Consider the following 19,786-nt stretch of genomic DNA (forward strand, 5'->3'; position numbering starts at 1 on the left):
GTGCCAGTCCTTCGCCATGCTTGCAACGTTCGCTCGAATCGCTATAGGCGCACGCTTCGCGATGCGTCCGGCCGCAGGTGCCTACCGCGGCTGACGGAAGCGTCGGTTGCGCTGGCGTCCGTCCGGGCGTACCGCGCTATTGACCCAGATAAGACAAGGTTTCGCCGAAATGGCCGTCCCCAAGAGAAAGACTTCGCCGTCCAAGCGCGGCATGCGCCGCAGCCACGACTCGCTGAGCATCGACTCCTATCAGGAGTGCCCGAACTGCGGCGAACTCAAGCGCCCGCATAACCTGTGCGGATCGTGCGGCCATTATAATGGCCGCGAGATCGTCTCGGCCGAAGGCTGAGCCACACAGTCCAACGGGGGGCCAGCCGCGTGTCGAATAGCTCCCGGATCGCCGTCGATGCGATGGGCGGCGACGAAGGATTGGCCGTGATGCTGGCCGGCGTCGCGCGTGCGCGCCGCCGCTTCGAGGAGATGCGCTTCATCCTGGTCGGGGACGAAGCGCAGATTCGCGAGGGTCTGAAGACCCATCCCAACCTGACCGCGCATAGCGAGATCGTCCACGCCCCCGAGGTCGTCGGATCGAGCGACAAGCCGAGCCAGGCGATGCGCCGTGCCAAGACAACGTCGATGGGCATCGCCATCGACATGGTGAAGCAGGGCCGTGCCGCCGCCGCTGTCTCTTCCGGCAATACGGGCGCGCTGATGGCGATGGCCAAGCTGTCGCTGCGCATGCTGCCCGGCATCGACCGCCCCGCGCTCGCCGCGATGCTGCCGACGCTCGGCGAGAACGACGTCGTCGTGCTCGACCTTGGCGCCAACACCGAATGCGATGCGCGCAATCTCGTCCAGTTCGCCGTGATGGGCGCCGCTTATGCGCGCACCAATCTCGATCTCGAATCGCCCCGCGTCGCGCTGCTCAATATCGGCAGCGAGGACCAGAAGGGCACCGAAGAGATCCGCGACGCCGCCCAGGCGCTCCGCGCCGCGACTCACCTGCCGATGACCTTCACCGGCTTCATCGAAGGCGACCGGCTGTCGCGCGGCGACGTCGACGTGATCGTCTGCGACGGCTTTTCCGGTAACATCGCGCTGAAGACGGCGGAGGGCACTGCCCGCTTCGTCGCCGACCTGCTCAAGCGCGCCTTTCGCAGCTCGATCCGGTCGAAGGTCGGTTTCCTGATCTCCAGGCCGGCGACCGATCTGCTGCGCCACCATCTCGACCCGAACAATCACAATGGCGCTGTCTTCCTGGGCCTGAACGGCATCGTCGTGAAGAGCCATGGCGGCGCCAATGAAGTGGGCGTCGCGACCGCGATCGCCGCGGCCGCCAAGATGGTGCGCGACGACCTGACCCGGCGCATCAGCGAAGACCTGGGGAATTTCGAGGCAAAGGCAGCGTGATTCGATCGATCATCACCGGCACCGGCTCCGCGCTGCCGGTCCACCGCGTATCGAACGCCGAACTGGCCGAGACCGTGGATACGTCGGACGAGTGGATCGTCGAGCGTACCGGCATCCGCTTCCGCCATATCGCCGGCCCGGACGAGACGACCGGCACGCTGGCCGCCGATGCCTGCAAGGCGGCGCTGGCCGCCGCGGGCCGCACCGCGCAGGAAATCGACCTGATCGTGCTGGCGACGGCGACGCCCGACCAGACCTTCCCGGCGACCGCGACCAAGGTCCAGGCGATGCTGGGCATCAACGACTGCGTGGCGTTCGACGTCGCCGCGGTCTGTTCCGGCTTCCTCTATGCGGTGCAGGTCGCCGACAGCATGATCCGCGCCGGCGCACACCACCGCGCGCTGGTGATCGGCGCCGAGACGTTCAGCCGGATCCTCGACTGGGAGGATCGCACCACCTGCGTGCTGTTCGGCGACGGCGCGGGCGCGATCGTGCTCGAAGGCGAAGAGGGCAATGGCGAGCGCGGTATCCTGGCGACGCGGCTGCATGCCGATGGGCGCCATAACGAGCTGCTCTATGTCGATGGCGGCCCTTCCACCACCGGCACCGTCGGCAAGGTGCGGATGAAGGGGCGCGAGGTGTTCCGTCATGCGGTGGTCAATCTGGCCGCGGTGATGACCGAGACGCTGGCCGCGGCCGGGCTCGATTCGGACGATGTCGACTGGGTCGTGCCGCACCAGGCCAATGCCCGGATCCTCGATGCGACCGCGCGCAAGCTCGGGCTCGACCCGGCACAGGTTGTCGTCACCGTCGACCAGCACGCCAACACATCGGCGGCGTCAGTGCCGCTCGCGCTCGACACTGCGGTGCGGGACGGGCGGATCAAGCCGGGCCAGCTGATCGTGCTCGAAGCGATGGGCGGCGGCTTCACCTGGGGTGCAGCCGTCGTCCGGCTATAGCCTATAGGATCGGGCAACGTTCTTGCGCCGTTCTCACAGTGTAACAAATGTCTTTCAGTCCGCTCCATCATTGTGTTAGGTTCAGTTCTTACCACTCGGGGGAGGGTAGCGGATGGCACCTGTGGGGACGTTGACAAGGGCTGATCTGGCCGAGGCACTGCACCATCAGGTGGGGCTGTCGCGCGCGGATTCGTCGAAGCTGGTCGAGCAGATTCTGGACCATATGTGCGAGGCACTGTCCAAGGGCGAGAACGTCAAGATCTCCGGCTTCGGGACCTTCGTGCTGCGCGACAAGGGCGAGCGCGTCGGGCGCAATCCGAAGACAGGCGTCGAGGTGCCGATCGCGCCGCGCCGTGTGCTGACATTCCGCGCCAGTCAAATGATGCGCGACCGCATCGTCAGCGCGGGCTGACCCCATCATGGCCGGCGTGCCCGACAAGGCGGCTGGCGCATTCCGGACGATCGGCGAGCTTTCCCGCGAAACCGGGCTGCCCCAACATATCCTGCGATACTGGGAAACGCGCTTTCCCCAGCTCCGGCCGCTGCAGCGTGCCGGCAAGCGGCGCTATTACCGGCCCGAGGACGTCGCGCTGGTGGCGCGGATCAACAGCCTGCTCAACCATGAGGGCTATACCATCCGCGGCGTGCAGAAGCTGCTGTCGGACGAACGCAAGCGCGTGCCGATGAATCAGGCGGCGCCCCGGGCCGCCGGTAGGGCCGACATCGGCGCAATTCGCAAGGTACGCGATTCGCTTGCCGAGGCGCTGGCGGACGATTCGAGCCGCGCCTGACCTGGTCCGTTCGGTCCAACACGACTCGCAATAATGGCGGTATTTTTTCTTTCCGCTGTTATGTTGGATTTTCGGCCCGAATTCGGTGTGGTTTCTCAAGGAGTTGAGCCCGTTTTCCCTGTTATCGGATAACAGCGGAAAAAACGGGCCAAAACAGCGGAAAAAGACCGGTTATTTCGCGCGCATTGCGCCGAAAACCGTCCAACAAATCCGACAATGAGAAAAAGCGGATCGGGCTTCCGGCTGGAATCCCGACCGCTGCTCGCTGCCATGATGCGCCACGAGATTGAATCGAGAGGCGCCCCAGGCAACGGCGCTCCGTTCCGGTCAGCGCGTGCCGATGCCCCGGGCGAGCATCTCTGCGATCGTGTCGGCGACCTGATCGGGCGAGGCATCGTCCTCCCACACGCCGTAGCGCAGGCCGAGGAACACGTTCATGCCCATGATCGCCCAGGCATGGACTTCCGAGACGTCGGCGCGGATCTCGCCACGGGCCGCACCCGCCTTGAGCCGGGCAGCGATTCGGTCCGCGGTGACGGCATAATGGAGGCGGAAGCTTTCCGGATCGACGAATTCGGATTCGTCGATGATCCGGTAAATCTCCTTGTGGCCGCGCACAAAGGCAATGAACTCGCGCAGGCCCGCGCGCTCGGCGGCGATCTGATCGGGCGCGGCACGGATCGCCGGGGCGACATGGTCGCGCACCTGATCCGACATGTCGCGGACCAGCGCACGGAACACCGCATCCTTCGAATCGAAATAGGTGTAGAAGCTGCCCAGTGCGACGCCCGCGCGGCGCGTGATGCCGCTGACCGATGCCTCGTGGAACCCCTTCTCGCCGAACTCGGTCGCGGCGGCGTCGAGGATCGAGCGCAAGGTCTTGCGCCCGCGCTCGGTGCGCGGCGCCTTGCCCTCGCTCGCGGCCAGCGCCGTATCGCCTCTTGAAAGCCCGGTAACCGTTGCCGGTTGGACACGCTCACCCGCCATTTGCGGCTCCCTCCCATTCCCAAGTTGAAACCTGGTTCATGTTTCAGTATAGCGCCTTCGACTGGCGCACAACCCGGTATGAGACCGGGCGCATGCAAGCGGCGCCGCAGGAGGGGAGATCTTCATGACACGCCTTTATTCCATGCGCACGCTGCTCAACGCCGGCGCCGCGATCGCCGCGCTGACGGCCGCGCCCGTGATGGCGCAGGACGCGCCGGCCGACCAGAGCCAGGCAGCCGAAGCGCCCGCCGACGATGGCGACATCGTCGTCACTGCCCGCCGCCGCGAGGAAACCCTGCTCAACGTGCCGGTTGCGGTGACCGCGTTCTCGGCAGCGAAGCTCGAGCGTAACGGCGCGCTCGACCTGACCGATCTGCAGAACATCACCCCCAACACGACCCTGAAGGACGCGCGCGGCACCAATTCGACGCTCGCCGCCTTCATCCGCGGCGTGGGCCAGCAGGATCCGGTCCCGGGCTTCGAGGCAGGCATCGGCATCTATCTCGACGATGTGTATCTCAACCGGCCCCAGGCAGCGGTGCTCGACATCTATGATGTCGACCGGATCGAAATCCTGCGCGGGCCGCAGGGCACGTTGTACGGCCGCAACACGATCGGCGGCGCAGTGAAATATGTGACCAAGAAGCTGCCCGATCATTTCGAGGCGAGCCTGAAGGCCACCTATGGCTCCTATGACCAGGCCGACGGGATCGTCAGCGTCTCCAGCCCGATCGGCGACATGGTGAAAGTCGGCGTGTCGGGCGCGCGGTTGTCGCGCGGCGGCTTCGGGCAGAACACCAATCTGAACATCGACAATTACAACAAGGATATCTGGGCCGGGCGCGGCACGGTTGAGTTCAACTCGCCGGATTCGCGCCTGTTCGTCCGGATCACCGGCGATTACACGCACGACAAGTCGAATGCGCGCAACGGTTATCGCCTGATCCCGGGCATCGCCTCCGGCGCACCGGTGCAAGCGAACGTCTATGATACGCGCGCCGGGCTGAACAATCCGAAGAACGACATCGAGGCCGGCGGCCTTTCCATGTCGGTGACCGCCGACCTGACCGACCATCTGACGCTGCGCAGCATCAGCGCCTGGCGCAAGGACCGGTCGTTCACGCCGATCGATTTCGATGCGCTGCCCGCGGTCGATGTCGATGTGCCGGCGGTGTATCGCAACGAGCAGACCAGCCAGGAATTCCAGCTCCATTACAAGAGCGAGAAGCTGAACGGCCTGATCGGCTATTATTATCTCGGCGCCAAGGCTTCGACCGGCTTCGACGTGTTGCTTTCGACGACGGTGCCCGGTCTCAACAGCTACACCGCAGGGGACGTGCGGACGGAGACCAGCTCGATTTATGGTGATTTCACCTATGATTTCACGCCGCAGATCAGTCTATCGCTGGGCGGGCGCTACACTTGGGATCAACGCAGTTCCTATATTTTCAAGGCGAATTATATCGGCCTGTCATCTGAATTCGGCGGCAGCCCTGTGCCGTTCCTCGGTACACCCCCCTCGACCGATTTCCGCGGCGTCGCGAACTTCAAGCGTTTCACGCCGCGCGCCTCGCTCAGCTTCAAGCCGGTCGAGGGCCATATGCTCTATGCGTCCTATTCGGAGGGCTTCAAGGGCGGCGGCTTCGATCCGCGCGGCTCCGGTACCTCGGCGCCGATCAGCAACCCGGCCCCGGGCGCCACGCGCACATATCAAGATATCTATAACTACCTCTCGTTCGACCCCGAGGTCGTGAAAACCTATGAGATCGGCTGGAAGGGCGCAGCGTTCGACCGGCGCCTGACCTGGGCGCTCGACGGCTTCTATTCCGACTACAGCAACGTGCAGGTGCCAGGCTCGGTCGGCTGCTTGATCAGCGGCGTCCAGTCCTTCTGCGGCATCACCACCAATGCGGCCAAGGCGACGATCAAGGGTATCGAGCTGGAGACCAATGCGACCCTGGCGCGCGACTTTGCCGGGTCTGGATCGTCGATCTATTTCGCCGGCACGCTCGGCTATATGGACGCCAAGTACAAGACTTTCATTGGCCCGACCGGCTCCGACGTCGCCAAGCAGCGCGTGTTCCAGAACACGCCGGACTGGACGCTGTCAGGTACGCTCGGCACCAATGTTCCGGTCGGCTCGGGCACGGTCAACGCCTCGACCGTGGTCTCCTATCGCAGCCTGACGCACCAGTTCGAGACGGCCAGCCCATTCCTCGACCAGCCGGCCTATACCTTGTGGGATGCGCATCTGACCTACAGCTTCGGCGACGGGCGCTATTCGATTGGCATCCACGGCAAGAATCTGACCAACAAGCACTACAAGACGGCAGGGTACCAATATATCCGCACCGACATTGCGGGCAACCCGATCAACCTGCTCAACGTGGCGGTGCCGAACGGCCCCTATGTGCCGACCCTGGGCAAGGAAGGTATCGCCACGGCGTTCTACGGGAATCCGCGGCAGGTCTTCGGGACTCTGGCCGTAAAGTTCTGAACGAAATGGAAAAGATGAGACCGGGCGCGCCGACGAGGAGTGCCCGGTTTCTTGTTTGACGAGACGGTGGGGAAATATCCGTCATGCCGGACTTGTTCCGGCATCCACCGTTCCGCAGGAGCATCGGCAGCTGGTCTCGCGGCTCAGTGGCCCCCGGAACACATCCGGGGTGACGACGACTAGATTGATGAAGGGCGCATATGACCGAGACCGATTCCCGGGGATATCGCACGCTGGCGCTGGCGATGCTGCTGCTCGTCTACACCTTCAACTTCGTCGACCGGCAGATCTTCAGTATCCTTGTGCCGGCGATCAAGGCTGAGCTCAGCCTTACCGACACCCAGCTCGGCGTGCTGGGCGGGCTGGCCTTTGCCCTGCTCTATTCGACCCTGGCGATCCCGCTGGCGTGGATCGCCGACCGGACCAGCCGCACCTGGACCATCACGATCAGCCTGGCTGTATGGAGCGGCTTCACTGCGCTGTGCGGCTGGGCGGGGAATTTCGCGCAATTGTTTGGGGCGCGGCTGGGCGTCGGCGTGGGCGAGGCGGGCGGCGTCGCGCCTTCCTATGCGGTGATCGCCGATACCTTCCCGCCCGAAAGCCGGGCGCGGGCGCTGGCGGTCTATTCGCTGGGCATTCCGCTGGGATCGGCGGCGGGGGTGCTGCTGGGCGGCTATATTGCGACCACGGTCGACTGGCGCGCGGCATTCATCGTGGTCGGCCTGGCGGGCGTGGCGATCGCGCCGCTGTTCCGCCTGATCGTGCGCGAGCCGGTGCGCGACCGCACCCTTGCCGCGACCGAGCCGGTGCGGCGCGTCTTTGCGATCCTGGCGCGCAAGCCAAGCTTCTGGCTGCTGGCCTTTGGGGCCTCGGCCAGCTCGATGCTCGGTTATGGCCTCGCCTTCTGGCTGCCCTCGCTGCTCAAGCGGAGCTTTCATCTCGAGCTGCAGGACGTGTCCTATTTCTACGGCGCGATCCTGTTGCTCGGCGGGGTGCCGGGCGTGCTGTTGGGCGGCTTTATCGGGGATCGGTTCGGGACGAAGGACCGGGCGGCCTATGCGCGGGCGCCGGCCATCGCCTTCGTCATCGCGGTGCCGCTGTTCGCGGCGGGCATCCTGTCGTCCTCGGTGACGGCAGCCTTCCTGTTCTTCCTGGTGCCGCAAGCGCTGGCCTATGTCTGGCTGGCGCCGGTGATCACGGCCGTCCAGCATCTCGTGCCGCCGCATATGCGGGCGACGGCTTCGGCGAGTTTCCTGTTCATCAACAATCTGATCGGGCTTGGCGCGGGGAGCTTTGCGCTGGGGGCTTTGTCCGACGGGCTGACGAAGCGGCTTGGCGACGAGGCGTTGCGCTATTCGATGCTGATCGGGCTGGTGCTGTATCTGGTGGCGGCGGTGTTGATGTGGCTGGCGGCCAAGCCGCTGCGGAAGGATTGGGTGGACTGATTCCCCTCCCTGAAAGGGAGGGGCCAGGGGTGGGTCAGCGTTGGGCGAGGCTCGATGCCTCGACCAACGCTTCGGGTCCTGGTGAGACGATTCTTTTGAGGGCGCGCAGACGCGCGCCCCCACCCCCTGCCCCTCCCTTTCAGGGAGGGGAGATCAACGCTCCCTTGTCGCGGCGAATTTCACCTTGGGGTAGCGGTCCGCGACATAGCCGACGTCCCAGGCCGTCTTCGCCATATAGACCGGGTTGCCGTCGCGGTCTTTGGCCATGGAGGAGCGGTTGAGGTCCATGAACGCCTTGAGGTCCGCGGGATTTTCGGCCGAGACCCAGCGGGCGGTATCGAAGGGGGCCATCTCCAGCCCGGCATCGACCTTGTACTCGGCATCGAGCCGCGACAGCAGCACTTCGAGCTGGAGCTGGCCGACCACGCCGATGATCCAGTTGGAGCCGATCTCCGGATAGAAGACCTGAGTCACGCCCTCTTCCGCCATGTCGTCGAGCGCCTTGCGCAGCTGTTTGGTCTTGGTCGGATCCTTCAGCGCGACGCGGCGGAGGATTTCGGGGGCGAAGTTCGGCAGGCCGGTGAAGCGGATCGTCGCCTTTTCGCTGAGCGTATCCCCGACCCGCAACGTGCCGTGATTGGGAATGCCGATGATGTCGCCCGGGAACGCCTCATCGGCGAGCTCGCGGTTCTGCGCGAAGAACAGGATCGGCGAATGGATCGCGATCGGCTTGCCGTGGCCGGTCGGGGTGAGCTTCATGCCGCGTTTGAAAATGCCCGAGCAGAGCCGCATGAAGGCGATGCGGTCGCGATGGTTCGGGTCCATATTGGCCTGGACCTTGAACACGAAGCCAGTGACTTCCGCATAGTCCGGGGCAATTGCTTCGGGTTCGGCCGGCTGCGGGCGCGGGCCCGGCGCGTGCTGGCCGAGCGCACCGATCAGTTCCGCCACGCCGAAATCCTTCAGCGCCGAGCCGAAATAGATCGGCGTCAGATCCCCGTGCCGATAAGCCGCCGGATCGAAGGTGGAATAGCCGCCCTGCGCCAGTTCCGCCTCCTCGCGCAGTTTCTTCAGACCATCCTCGGACAGGACCTTGGCCAGGGCCGGATCGTCGAGACCGGTGAAGCGCAGCGGCTTGCCCATATATTCGCGCGAAGGGCCTTCGGGCTGGCTCAGCGTGTTGGCGTAGAGATCGTACACGCCCTCGAAATCGCTGCCCATGCCGACCGGCCAGCTCATCGGGCACACGTCGAGCTGCAGGATGTCGGCGACCTCGTCGAGCAGCTCGAACGGATCGCGGCCTTCGCGGTCGACCTTGTTGACGAAGGTGATGATCGGCACGGAGCGCAGGCGGCAGACCTCGAACAATTTCCGGGTCTGCGCCTCGATGCCGCGCGCCGCGTCGATCACCATCACCGCCGAATCGACCGCGGTCAGCGTGCGATAGGTGTCTTCCGAAAAGTCCTCATGGCCCGGCGTGTCGAGCAGGTTGAAGGTCAGCCCGTCCTTTTCGAAGGTCATCACCGAGGAGGTGACCGAGATGCCGCGCTGTTGCTCGATCTTCATCCAGTCCGACCGCGCGCGCCGGTTTGCCCCTCGCGCCTTCACTTCGCCGGCGAGATGGATCGCGCCGCCGAAATAGAGCAGCTTTTCGGTAAGCGTCGTCTTGCCCGCGTCGGGATGCGAGATGATCGCGAAGGTGCGGCGGTCGGAAATTCCAGTCATGGGGCGCCCCTAGCGGTTCAGGGGCGCAACGTCACGTCCAGTGCGCATTTCCAGGTGCCACCAGGGGCAATCTCGAACACGCCGGGTTTGTCGCGGAACGCGCCGGTATAGCCTGCGGGGTCGGCGATACCGTGCCACGGCTCAATGCAGATGAAGTGGGCGCCGGGCCTGGTCCAGATGCCGAGCTTCGATGTATCCGGGAAGGCGATGTCGAGTTGCGGACCCGTCGGCGCGCCATAGATAACGTGGCGGGAACGGACAGGGTCCCAGATCAGCGCATCGTTCGTGAAGAGATCGTCGCGCAGATGCAGGGTGCGGCCGACGAGCGGCGACGGGCGCGGCGTGGCGCCGATCAGACCGCCGGGGACGATCTGTTTGAGCGGATCCGGCTCGTCGGTCTCGAACAGGATGCGATGGTCTTCGCGCACCGCGCCATAGGGCAAGGGCCAGGCAAAGGCCGGGTGCCAGCCGAAGCTGGCGGGCATGGCGGTGGCGCCGCGATTTTCGATCCGCGCCTCGATGTCGAGCGTCGTTCCATGGATGTGGAAGGCGAGATCGAGCGCGAAAGCGAAGGGATAGGCGGCGCAGGTTTCTTCGCTGTCGGTGAGGCGGAAGACGGCGCGGTCCGGTTCCTGCACAGTCACCGTGAAGGGCATGCGTCGGGCGAAGCCGTGTTGCTTCATCGGATAGTCGGTGCTGTCGATGCGGAGGATATCGTTGTTCAGGCGGCCGACGATCGGGAAGAGGATCGGGGCATGGCCAGTCCAGAAGGCCGGATCGGCATCGGTCATCAGCTCGCGACCGTCGGCGTCGCGGAGATGGGTAAGTTCGGCGCCGAACGGGTTGATCGCGGCGGAGAGACCCGAGGAGGCGATTTCGATCAGGTCGGTCACGTACATCTCCCGATTCACACCGCCGTCATGCCGGACTTGTTCCGGCATCCACCGATCCGCATGACCATCGGCGTTTGTTGTGCGGCCCGGTGGACCCCGGGACAAGCCCGGGGTGACGGCTGGGTTTTAGACAGGATCTCGGTCAGCCCCGCAGGCTCGCCCCCAGCTTCGCCGCCGCCGCCACGACCTTGTCGGCGACGGCCTTCAGTTCCTCGTCCGTGAAGCTCTTCTCGCCGGGCTGGAGCGTGACTTCGAGCGCCAGGCTCTTCTGGCCCTCATCGACGCCGGCGCCGGTGAAGACGTCGAACAGCCGAACGCCAGTGATTGCCGTCTTGTCGGCGCCCTTCACCGCGCGGAGCAGCGTATCGGCGCCGAGCTCGGCGGGCACGAGGAAAGCGAAGTCGCGGCGCACGACCTGCAGCGCCGGGGGCGCATAGGCCGGGCGCATGAAGCCGGCCGAGCGCTTGCCCGGAATCGCATCGAGATAGAGTTCCACCGCGGCGACCGGGCCGTCGAGATCGAAGGCACGCGCCGTGAGCGGGTGGACCATGCCGAAGACGGCAAGCACCGTCTTCGGGCCGAGACGCAGGGTGCCGGACTGGCCGGGATGCCAGGCATCCCCCGCCTCCCCCATCACCTGGAGATTTTCCACCGGGGCGCCGGCCGCGGCAAGCAGCGCAAGCGCCTCCGCCTTGGCATCGAAGGCGTCGAACGGGGCGGCCTTGCCCTGCTGCCAGCCGCGCGCGCGGCCCTCGCCGGCGAGGACGACACCGAGCGTCGGGCGTTCCTTGTCTGCGAGATAGCGGCGGCCGATCTCGAACAGGCGCACGGTCTGCGCGCCGCGCTTCAAATTGCGCTCGGCCGCGGCGAGCAGGCCGGGGAGGAGCGACGGACGCATGACCTTGAGGTCTTCGCTGATCGGGTTGGCGAGGCTCCAGGCGCCACCGCCGAAGGGCGCGGCTTCGGCTTCGGACAGGAAGCTCCACGTCACTGCCTCGTTGAGGCCGCGCGCGGCGGCCGCGCGGCGGGCGCGGCGTTCGAGCTTCTGCTCGGGCGTGGCCGTTGGCGTGGCGACGCCGGGGACGCGATCGAGCGGGACCGGCGGCACCTTGTCGATGCCCTCGATGCGGATGACTTCCTCGACCAGATCGGCCGAGCCGTCCACGTCGCGGCGCCAGCTGGGTACGGTGACGTTCCACGACCCGTCGACCGTGAAGCCGAGGCTTTCGAGGATCGCCTTTTGCCGGTCGGCCGCGATGGCGAGGCCGCCCAGCGTCTCGGCGCGGTTCGTGTCATAGGCAATTGCGCGCGGTGCGACCGGGGGCGTGCCGGCGCGCGTGACGCCGCTGGCCTTGCCGCCGCAAATGTCGGTCACCAGCCGGGTGGCAATGGCGAGGCCATCTTCCAGGAACGCCGGATCGACGCCGCGTTCGAACCGGGCGCGGGCATCGCTGGTGAGGCCAAGCTTCTGGCCGGTGCGGGCGATATGATCCGGATCGAAGAACGCGCATTCGATCAGCACGTCGGTCGTTTCCGCCGATACGCCCGATTCCTCGCCGCCCATGATGCCGCCAATGTCGTGGACATGGGCGTCGTCGGCGATGACCGTCATGCTCTCTTCGAGCGTGTAGGTCTTGCCGTTCAGGGCGAGCACGGTTTCACCAGCTTTGGCGCGTCGGGCGACGAGGCCGCCCGAGAGTTTCGCCTGGTCATAGACGTGCAGCGGACGACCGAGATCGACCGACACATAGTTGGTGATGTCGACCAGGGCCGAGATCGACTTCTGCCCGATCGCGGTGAGGCGGCGGCGCATCCAGTCGGGCGATTCGCCATTGGTGACGCCGGCAACCGACTGGCCGAAAAAGGCGGGGCAACCGTCGGTATCGTCGGTGCGCACGTCCGGGCCAGGGCCTTCGCCCGCCACGGGATCGACCTTCAGCGGCTTGAGCGTGCCGAGGCCCGCCGCCGCAAGATCGCGCGCGATACCGCGCACGCCCATGCAATCCTGGCGGTTGGGCGTGATGGCGACGTCGATCACCGGATCATTGAGGCCGGCATAGTCCGGGAAGGCCGTGCCGATCGGCGCATCGGCCGGCAGCTCGATGATGCCGTCATGATCCTCGCCCAGCTCGAGCTCGCGGGTCGAGCACATCATGCCGTTCGATTCGACGCCGCGGATCGCAGCGACCTTCAGCACCATGCCGTTGGAGGGCACGACCGCGCCGGGCAGGCCGAACACGCCGACCAGACCGGCGCGGGCATTGGGCGCGCCGCACACGACCTGAAGCGGACCGTCGCCGGCATCGACCGTCAGCACCTGGAGCTTGTCGGCCTGGGGATGCGGGGCGGCCGTCAGCACCTTCGCCACCTTGAAGGCGGCGAGCTTCTCGCCCGGATTCTCCACGCCCTCGACCTCTAGGCCGACGCGAGTCAGCGCCTCGACGATCGTGTCGAGATCGGCGGTGGTTTCCAGATGCTCGTGGAGCCAGCTCAGGGTGAACTTCATGCGCCGACTCCCCCCGACAGCGTGGGCACGTCAAGTGCCGCGAATCCATAATGTTTCAGCCAGCGGATATCGCCGTCGAAGAAGGCGCGCAGATCGTCCATGCCGTATTTGAGCATCGCCAGCCGATCGATGCCGCAGCCGAAGGCGAAGCCCTGCCACTCGTCGGGATCATAGCCGCCGGCCTCGATCACCGTGCGGTGGACCATGCCGCTGCCGAGCACTTCCATCCAGCCGTCACTGCCGCCGATCACGCGCTTGCCGTTGACCAGGCTGAAGCCGACATCGACCTCGGCCGAGGGCTCGGTGAAGGGGAAATAGCTCGGGCGCAGGCGCAGGACGATATCGTCGCGCTCGAAGAACGCCTTGAGGAAGGTCTCGAGCGTCCATTTGAGATGGCCGAGGGTGATGCCCTTGTCGATCACCAGCCCCTCCACCTGATGGAACATCGGGGTGTGGGTGGCGTCGCTGTCCGAGCGATAGGTGCGGCCGGGCGCGATGATGCGGATCGGCTTGTTGCCGCCCGCCGCCTGCATCGCGCGGATCTGTACCGGGGAGGTGTGGGTGCGGAGCAACATCTTCCGCTCGCCCTCGCCTTCCGGGAAGTAGAAGGTGTCGTGCATCGCGCGGGCCGGGTGAGTTTCCGGGATGTTGAGCGCGGTGAAATTATACCAGTCGTCCTCGATCTCGGGGCCGGTCGCCACCGCGAAGCCGAGATCGGCGAAGATCTCCGCCAGCTCGTCCATCACCTGGCTGACCGGGTGGACGCTGCCCGCACCGACGCCGTCGGCGGGGAGCGTCATGTCGAGCGTCTCGCGGGCGAGGCGCGCGTCGAGATCGGCGCGGTCGAGCGCTGCCTTCTTATCGGCGATCGCCGCCGTCACGGCTTCGCGCAGTCCCTGGATGCGCGGGCCTTCGACGAGGCGCTGCTCGGGCGACATGCCGCCCAAAGTCTTGAGCAGGCCGGTGATCGTGCCCTGCTTGCCCAGCGCGCCAACGCGCACCGTGTCGAGCGCGTCGAGCCCGCCCGACGCTTCCACGGCAGCGAGCAAATGGTCACGCAACTGGTCGAGATCGGTCATGCAGCCCTCTTCGTATCAAGGTCGATCGCCCAGAGAATGAGCGCGCCGTCCTCCGGATCGTCGCGCGTGCCCGTCCGGACGAAACCGTTCTTTTCGAGCACGCGCTGCGAGCCCGGATTGTCCACGCTGGTCCCGGCGGTCAAGCCGGCATGTCCGTGTTCGCGCAGGATCGGCAGCAAGGCGGCAAGCGCCCGCGTCATCACGCCGCGGCCTTCATGCGCCGGCGCGACGCCGTAACCGATCTCGTAGCGGCCGTTCTCGTCGCGCTTCGTGAAGCTGGTCATGCCGACCACCATATCGCCCTCGGCGATGAGCCAGGCAGTCGGCTTGTCGGTGGTCGTCGCGACCTGCGCCGTAACGCCGCGGAGCATGGCGCTGACCTCGGGCGGGGCGATGCCGCCTTCGCACTGGACCAGGCCGTCGGCGCGCGATTGCTCGCCGAGTAGCCAGGCATAGTCGCGGTCACTCATCGGATGCAGCGTGATCATAGCCTCGATTCCAACGAAAAGGGCGCGGGTGGAAAACCACCCGCGCCCCAAATTTCGGTCGCTACAGGTCGCTCAGGCGGCCTGGGGCAGAGCCGCCTTCGCCTGCGCGATGATGGCGCTAAATGCCGCGCCTTCGTGCATCGCGATGTCGGCCAGGACCTTCCGGTCGAGTTCGACGCCGGCGAGCTTCAGGCCATGCATGAACGTGCCATAGGTGAGACCCTCGACGCGGACAGCCGCGTTGATGCGCTGGATCCAGAGCGCCCGGAACGAGCGCTTCTTCACCTTGCGGTCACGATAGGCGTACTGGCCTGCCTTTTCGACGGCCTGACGGGCGATGCGGATCGTGTTCTTGCGACGGCCGTAATAGCCCTTCGCCTGATCGAGGATCCGGTTATGCTTTGCGCGGGTGGTTACACCCCGTTTTACGCGTGCCATTCTCTATATCCTCCAGTTCAGCTCAGACCGTAAGGCGCCCAGGCCTTCACGGTTGCGGTGTCAGCCTTGGACAGGACCGAGGTGCCGCGGTTCTGGCGGATATACTTGCCGTTGTGGCTGATCAGGCGGTGGCGCTTGCCGGCGACGCCGTGCTTCAGCTTTCCGGTGGCAGTGAGCGTGAAGCGCTTCTTCACGCCGCTCTTCGTCTTGAGTTTGGGCATTTTCGTCTCCTCATATTCGCGACGATCTATGAACGGCCACGGCAGCCCATACCGGCCGGGCAGTTCCTCTTACTCGCGGAAAGGCGGGCGCATAGCGGCAAGCCCCGCGGAATGCAACCATTTGGAACTTGCCGTGTGTGCGAACGGTTGGGGTGGGATGGATTTTCCGCCTAAAACCGTTCCTCCGCAAGAAAAGGCCGCCGATCCGGCAGAAGAGCAGCCCGTCGGCGCCGAATCGGCGACGGAGACGCCAAGTACCGGGCGCCGGCTGTCGAAACCATGGCGAATCGCGCGGAACGTCGTGCTGGGCATTATCGGCACGATCTTCCTTGCCTGGCTGATCCTGTACATCACCAAGGGCCGTTTCCTGAAGCATCCGTTCGAGCGGACCGTCGCTGCCATGACTCATCGTGCGGTGAAGGTGCCGGGCGACTTCCAGCTCTATTTCGATCCGATCAATATCCACTTCGTCGCCGAGGGGATGACGATCTCCAACCCGGCATGGGCATCCAAGCCCAATCTGTTCGAGGCGAAACGAATCGATACAAGAATCGCCACCTTCCCGCTGATCTTCGGCAATCGCCGGATCCGGTGGCTCGACATGCTCGATGGCGCGATCGACCTGGAATGGAGCAAGGACCGCAAAAGCAACACCTGGACCTTCAGCGAGGGCAAGGGGAAACCGTTCGAGATGCCGCTGATCCGCCGGGCGACCGTCTCGGGGACGACCTTGCGCTATGTCGATCCCAGACTGCAATTGTCGGTCGATCTCGCCTTCCAGACGATCAAGGCGAGCGACACGCGGTTCGAGAATACGATCCAGTTCACCGGGAAGGGCATGGAGCGGACGACGCCCTTCACGCTCTATGGCGCAATGCTGACGCCCAACGCGACGGTGACCAACGGCAAGAACCAGCTCGAAATGCACATCAAGGCGGCGCGGACGGCGATCGATGTTTCGGGCACGCTCGACGCGCCGACACGCATCGAGGGCGCGAACCTGAAGGTCACCGCGCGGGGCACGAACATCGCCGATCTGTTCAGCATCATCGGCGTGGCGGTGCCAGAGACACGGTCCTATCGGCTCGATTCGGCGCTGACCAAGGTCGGCGACGAGTATCGCTTCACGGGGCTGAAGGGCCATTTCGGCGACAGCGATATCGGCGGCACGCTGACCGTGGCGATGCTCGAGCCCCGGCTGAAGATCACGGCGACTCTGGCGACCCGAACGCTGGACATCGTCGATGTCGCGCCGTTCATCGGCTATAATCCGGACGAGGTCGCGGCGCGGGGCAAGGCGGGCGTGATCAAGCAGGTCGGCGGTGCGCCGCGGCTGCTGCCCAATGCGACCCTGCGCGTCGAGTCGCTGCGCAATTTCGATGCCGCCGTTCAGTACAAGGTACGATCGCTGCGGGCGAAAAGCGTACCGGTGTCGAACATCGACCTGACGCTCGGGCTCGACAACAGCCTGATTACTCTGTCGCCGCTGACTTTCGACATGGCGCGCGGGCATGTGTCGTCCGACATCAAGATCAATGCGCGCCAGCGGGTGGTGCATACCGATTACGACATCCGCCTGTCGCCGACGCCGATGGGCGTGCTGCTCGCGGGCTACGGCGTGGACGAAGCCGGCACGAGCGGTACGGTGAAGGCGCGGATCCAGCTGACCGGCGACGGCGATACCGTGCATGAATCGCTGTCGACCTCCAACGGGCGGATCGCGATCATCATTCCGGCCGGCAGCTTCTGGACGCGCAACGTGCAGTTGTCCGAGCTCGATATCGGCACCTTCGTGCAGAAGATGTTCGAGGGGAAATTGAAGGAGCCGGTGCAGATCAATTGCGGGCTGATCGCCTTCACCGTGCGGCGCGGCATCGCGGCGGCCGACCCGATCCTGATCGACACGAAGAAGAATGTGATCCTGGGGCGTGGCGGCTTCAGCTTCCGCAACGAATCGCTCGACCTGGCCCTGCGCGCAGACGGCAAGAAGTTCAGCCTGATCTCGGGCCAGTCGCCGGTTGGGCTGAACGGCTATTTCGCCAAGCCCGGCATCGATGTGATCAGCCCGCAATTGCTCACCAGGGCGGGTGCCGGGCTTGGCCTGACGCTGGTGGCGAGCCCGATCGCGGGCATCCTCGCCTTTGTCGATGTCGGCGATGCCAAGAGCGCGGCGTGCGGGCCGGTGCTGTCGGGCGCGACCGCCCGGGCGCAACGCACCACAATGGGGGAGCCGCGTGACGATGTCGGACACGGCACGACGGCGAAGGCGGAGGACGGCAAGAAGACGTCGGGCGAGCGCAAGGAGCAGCGCAAGAAATTCCTGGGAGTCTTCTGACCCGGTCGCTCAGTGCCCCCGGCAGGCGAGCGCTTCCAGGATATCCTCGATCCGGGCGGGATCGCCCGCAGCGACCACTTCGCCGATGCTGTCGGCCGTGAGCGGATCGCCCGCCCAATCGCACATCCGCCCGCCCGCGCCTTCCACGACGGGGACCAGCGCGGCGAAATCGTGCAGCTTCAATCCGTCCTCGACGACGATATCGAGCCAGCCCGAGGCGAGGCAGGCATAATTATAGCAGTCGCCGCCCAGCACCGTGCTCATCACCGCGGCATCGAGATGCTCAAAGGCATGAAGCTGGTCGTCGCCGAACAGGGCGGGCGAGGTTGTCGCAAGCAGCGCCTTCGACAGTTCGGGGCAGCTGCGCGTGGCGGCGGGCTTGCCGTTGAACAGGGTCGGGCGGCCGATCACCCCGAGCCAGCGCTCGCGCAGGATCGGCTGGTCGATCACGCCGAGCACCGGCCAACCCTCGGCGACCAGCGCGATCAGGGTGCCGAAGATCGGGCGGCCTGAGATGAAGGCGCGGGTGCCGTCGATCGGATCGAGCACCCAGGCGCGGCCGCTGGTCCCCTCGCGCACGCCATATTCCTCGCCGATGATCGCATCGTCGGGGAAACGCGCCTCGATCGCCGCGCGCATCGCTGCCTCGGCGGCGCGATCGGCGAGGGTGACGGGCGAGGCGTCTTCCTTCGCCTCGAGCCCATGGCTGTTGCGGAAATAGGGCCGGATCGCCTCCCCGGCGAGGCCGGCCAAGGTTTCGGCAAAGGCGATCTCTGCATCGGTAACGCGCATGGGTACCGCCTAGCCGGGCGACCCGCGCCGCGCCAGCCCGATCAGTTCGGACTCGCGTCCGTAACAAACCGCTGGCAACACTTTGCCGATGCGCATCCTGACGATCCCCGCCGCCGCGACGACTTTGCTCCTCGCCGCCCCCGCCGCCGCTCAGCTCCGCCCGCTGGTCGAGCCGGTCGCCTCGGCCGAGGCCGCCCGGCAGGGCGTCGAGGTGTTCCTGCTCAACGAGGGCACGGCAGCAGTGCCCGCCGAAGGCCCGGCCGAGATCGAGACCGTCGCCAGGGACGGATCCCGGTTGCGGCTGATCATCACGCCCGATGCGGTGCTGACCGTGCAGCCCGGCACCTTCGCCAAGCTGCATTACCGGCTTGCCGCGGCAGCGCCGGCCCGTCCCGTCGAGACCGCCCAGGGCGCGGAAACGGCCGCACCCGCTTCGCCCCCGGTCCAGGTCGCGGCGGCCGAACAGGTCGTCACGGATTCATCGGGATCGTCGAGCGGCTTCCTGGATCGCTTCCGCCCGCACGAACCCATTTACGGCGTGGCGGGAACGGGCGACGCGGGCGCCAAGCTGCAATTCAGCTTCGCTTTCCGCGCGCTGGGCCGGGAGGACGGACCCCATCTCAACTTCGCCTATACCCACACGATGTTCTGGGCGCTCGGCCAGCCTTCCGGCCCGTTCCGCGCGACCAATTACAGTCCGGAAGTCTATGTCGACGTGCCGATCGACCCGACGACGACGCTGGGTGCCGGCTATCGGCACGATTCGAACGGGCTGGGCGTGGGCGGCTCGATCGACGTCAATCGCCTCTTCGTGCGCGCCGCCAAGGATTTCCGACTGGGCGACGGCTGGACGCTGCAGGTGGTACCCCAGGCATGGTTCTATGTCGGGCATCAGGGCGCCGCGCCCGATCTCGACCGTTATTGGGGCTATAGCGCGCTCACCGCATCTATCGGGCAGAAAGACGGCATCAAGCTCTCAGTGACGGGGCGCGGCAATCCGGGCACGGGCAAAGGTGCAGCCGAAGCATATCTTTCGTATCCGCTTGCCTCCATTTCGGACGATTTGCCGCATATCTACCTCTTCGGTCAGGCTTTTACCGGATATGGCGAGGCGCTGAGCGACTATAACCGCCGCGATACGCATGCGCGGATCGGCATCGCCTTCACCCGCTAAGTAAAACTACAGCATTGCTGGCCTATCTGAATGCTGCGGTCACCGG

At 65.7% G+C, this 19,786-nt stretch carries 18 protein-coding genes; 9 read left to right on the forward strand and 9 right to left on the reverse strand.

Annotated features, from left to right (window positions below; translation table 11 throughout):
- Positions 1-169 precede the first annotated feature (169 nt).
- The 5 genes from rpmF to WC729_RS20620 all read left to right on the forward strand — a co-directional run bounded on the left by rpmF (position 170) and on the right by WC729_RS20620 (position 3,160).
- On the forward strand, positions 170-349 hold the full coding sequence (gene rpmF / locus WC729_RS20600; RefSeq protein ID WP_372856288.1) for a 50S ribosomal protein L32: 180 nt from the start codon (positions 170-172) through the stop codon (positions 347-349).
- Positions 350-378: 29 nt separating this feature from the next.
- Positions 379-1,410: a phosphate acyltransferase PlsX gene (gene plsX / locus WC729_RS20605; protein WP_372856290.1), complete on the forward strand. Its 1,032-nt coding sequence runs from the start codon at positions 379-381 to the stop codon at positions 1,408-1,410.
- Positions 1,407-2,369 carry a beta-ketoacyl-ACP synthase III gene (locus WC729_RS20610; protein WP_372856292.1) on the forward strand — a complete coding sequence of 321 codons (963 nt, stop codon included), beginning with the start codon at positions 1,407-1,409 and terminating at the stop codon, positions 2,367-2,369. The genes plsX and WC729_RS20610 overlap by 4 nt, the downstream gene beginning before the upstream one ends.
- Before the next feature lie 112 nt (positions 2,370-2,481).
- Positions 2,482-2,781: an integration host factor subunit alpha gene (locus tag WC729_RS20615; RefSeq protein WP_372856294.1), complete on the forward strand. Its 300-nt coding sequence runs from the start codon at positions 2,482-2,484 to the stop codon at positions 2,779-2,781.
- A 7-nt stretch (positions 2,782-2,788) separates the two neighbouring features.
- Positions 2,789-3,160 carry a MerR family transcriptional regulator gene (locus WC729_RS20620; protein WP_372856296.1) on the forward strand — a complete coding sequence of 124 codons (372 nt, stop codon included), beginning with the start codon at positions 2,789-2,791 and terminating at the stop codon, positions 3,158-3,160.
- 327 nt (positions 3,161-3,487) lie between these two features.
- On the opposite strand, the gene WC729_RS20625 is transcribed toward WC729_RS20620, so the two are convergent.
- Complete coding sequence (locus WC729_RS20625) at positions 3,488-4,147, reverse strand: TetR/AcrR family transcriptional regulator (protein WP_372856298.1); 660 nt, start codon at positions 4,145-4,147, stop codon at positions 3,488-3,490.
- 124 nt (positions 4,148-4,271) lie between these two features.
- Here WC729_RS20625 and WC729_RS20630 point away from each other — a divergent pair, with 124 nt between their 5' ends.
- Together WC729_RS20630 and WC729_RS20635 are read left to right on the forward strand one after the other, a co-directional pair.
- Positions 4,272-6,644 carry a TonB-dependent receptor gene (locus tag WC729_RS20630; protein ID WP_372856300.1) on the forward strand — a complete coding sequence of 791 codons (2,373 nt, stop codon included), beginning with the start codon at positions 4,272-4,274 and terminating at the stop codon, positions 6,642-6,644.
- 200 nt (positions 6,645-6,844) lie between these two features.
- Entirely contained in the window at positions 6,845-8,089 is a 1,245-nt protein-coding gene (locus WC729_RS20635) for a spinster family MFS transporter (RefSeq protein WP_372856302.1), read from the forward strand.
- Positions 8,090-8,242: 153 nt separating this feature from the next.
- Here the strand turns inward: WC729_RS20635 and WC729_RS20640 are convergent, their stop codons facing one another.
- The 7 genes from WC729_RS20640 to rpmI all read right to left on the reverse strand — a co-directional run bounded on the left by WC729_RS20640 (position 8,243) and on the right by rpmI (position 15,439).
- The gene (locus tag WC729_RS20640; RefSeq protein ID WP_372856304.1) at positions 8,243-9,814 is read right to left on the reverse strand and encodes a peptide chain release factor 3; all 1,572 of its coding nucleotides are present in this window, start codon (positions 9,812-9,814) and stop codon (positions 8,243-8,245) included.
- A 17-nt stretch (positions 9,815-9,831) separates the two neighbouring features.
- Positions 9,832-10,707, reverse strand: coding sequence for an aldose 1-epimerase family protein (locus tag WC729_RS20645; RefSeq protein WP_372856306.1), 876 nt, complete (start codon positions 10,705-10,707; stop codon positions 9,832-9,834).
- Between the two features lie 142 nt (positions 10,708-10,849).
- Positions 10,850-13,213 (reverse strand): phenylalanine--tRNA ligase subunit beta, encoded by a 2,364-nt coding sequence (gene pheT / locus WC729_RS20650; protein ID WP_372856308.1) that lies wholly within the window; start codon positions 13,211-13,213, stop codon positions 10,850-10,852.
- Positions 13,210-14,292 (reverse strand): phenylalanine--tRNA ligase subunit alpha, encoded by a 1,083-nt coding sequence (pheS, locus tag WC729_RS20655; protein ID WP_372856309.1) that lies wholly within the window; start codon positions 14,290-14,292, stop codon positions 13,210-13,212. The genes pheT and pheS overlap by 4 nt, the downstream gene beginning before the upstream one ends.
- Entirely contained in the window at positions 14,289-14,780 is a 492-nt protein-coding gene (locus WC729_RS20660) for a GNAT family N-acetyltransferase (RefSeq protein ID WP_372856310.1), read from the reverse strand. The genes pheS and WC729_RS20660 overlap by 4 nt, the downstream gene beginning before the upstream one ends.
- A gap of 72 nt (positions 14,781-14,852) precedes the next feature.
- Positions 14,853-15,218: a 50S ribosomal protein L20 gene (gene rplT, locus WC729_RS20665; RefSeq protein WP_272623763.1), complete on the reverse strand. Its 366-nt coding sequence runs from the start codon at positions 15,216-15,218 to the stop codon at positions 14,853-14,855.
- A gap of 17 nt (positions 15,219-15,235) precedes the next feature.
- The gene (gene rpmI, locus WC729_RS20670) at positions 15,236-15,439 is read right to left on the reverse strand and encodes a 50S ribosomal protein L35 (RefSeq protein WP_272623764.1); all 204 of its coding nucleotides are present in this window, start codon (positions 15,437-15,439) and stop codon (positions 15,236-15,238) included.
- Between the two features lie 157 nt (positions 15,440-15,596).
- Between rpmI and WC729_RS20675 the strand changes: the two genes are divergently transcribed.
- Complete coding sequence (locus tag WC729_RS20675; protein ID WP_372856311.1) at positions 15,597-17,774, forward strand: AsmA family protein; 2,178 nt, start codon at positions 15,597-15,599, stop codon at positions 17,772-17,774.
- Positions 17,775-17,783: 9 nt separating this feature from the next.
- Here the strand turns inward: WC729_RS20675 and hisN are convergent, their stop codons facing one another.
- Positions 17,784-18,566: a histidinol-phosphatase gene (hisN, locus tag WC729_RS20680; RefSeq protein WP_372856312.1), complete on the reverse strand. Its 783-nt coding sequence runs from the start codon at positions 18,564-18,566 to the stop codon at positions 17,784-17,786.
- 88 nt (positions 18,567-18,654) lie between these two features.
- Here hisN and WC729_RS20685 point away from each other — a divergent pair, with 88 nt between their 5' ends.
- Positions 18,655-19,740 (forward strand): phospholipase A, encoded by a 1,086-nt coding sequence (locus tag WC729_RS20685; RefSeq protein ID WP_372856313.1) that lies wholly within the window; start codon positions 18,655-18,657, stop codon positions 19,738-19,740.
- Positions 19,741-19,786: the final 46 nt, after the last annotated feature.

Origin of the sequence: Sphingomonas sp. (assembly GCF_041661825.1) — a bacterium.
In the GTDB taxonomy this organism is placed as follows: domain Bacteria; phylum Pseudomonadota; class Alphaproteobacteria; order Sphingomonadales; family Sphingomonadaceae; genus Sphingomonas.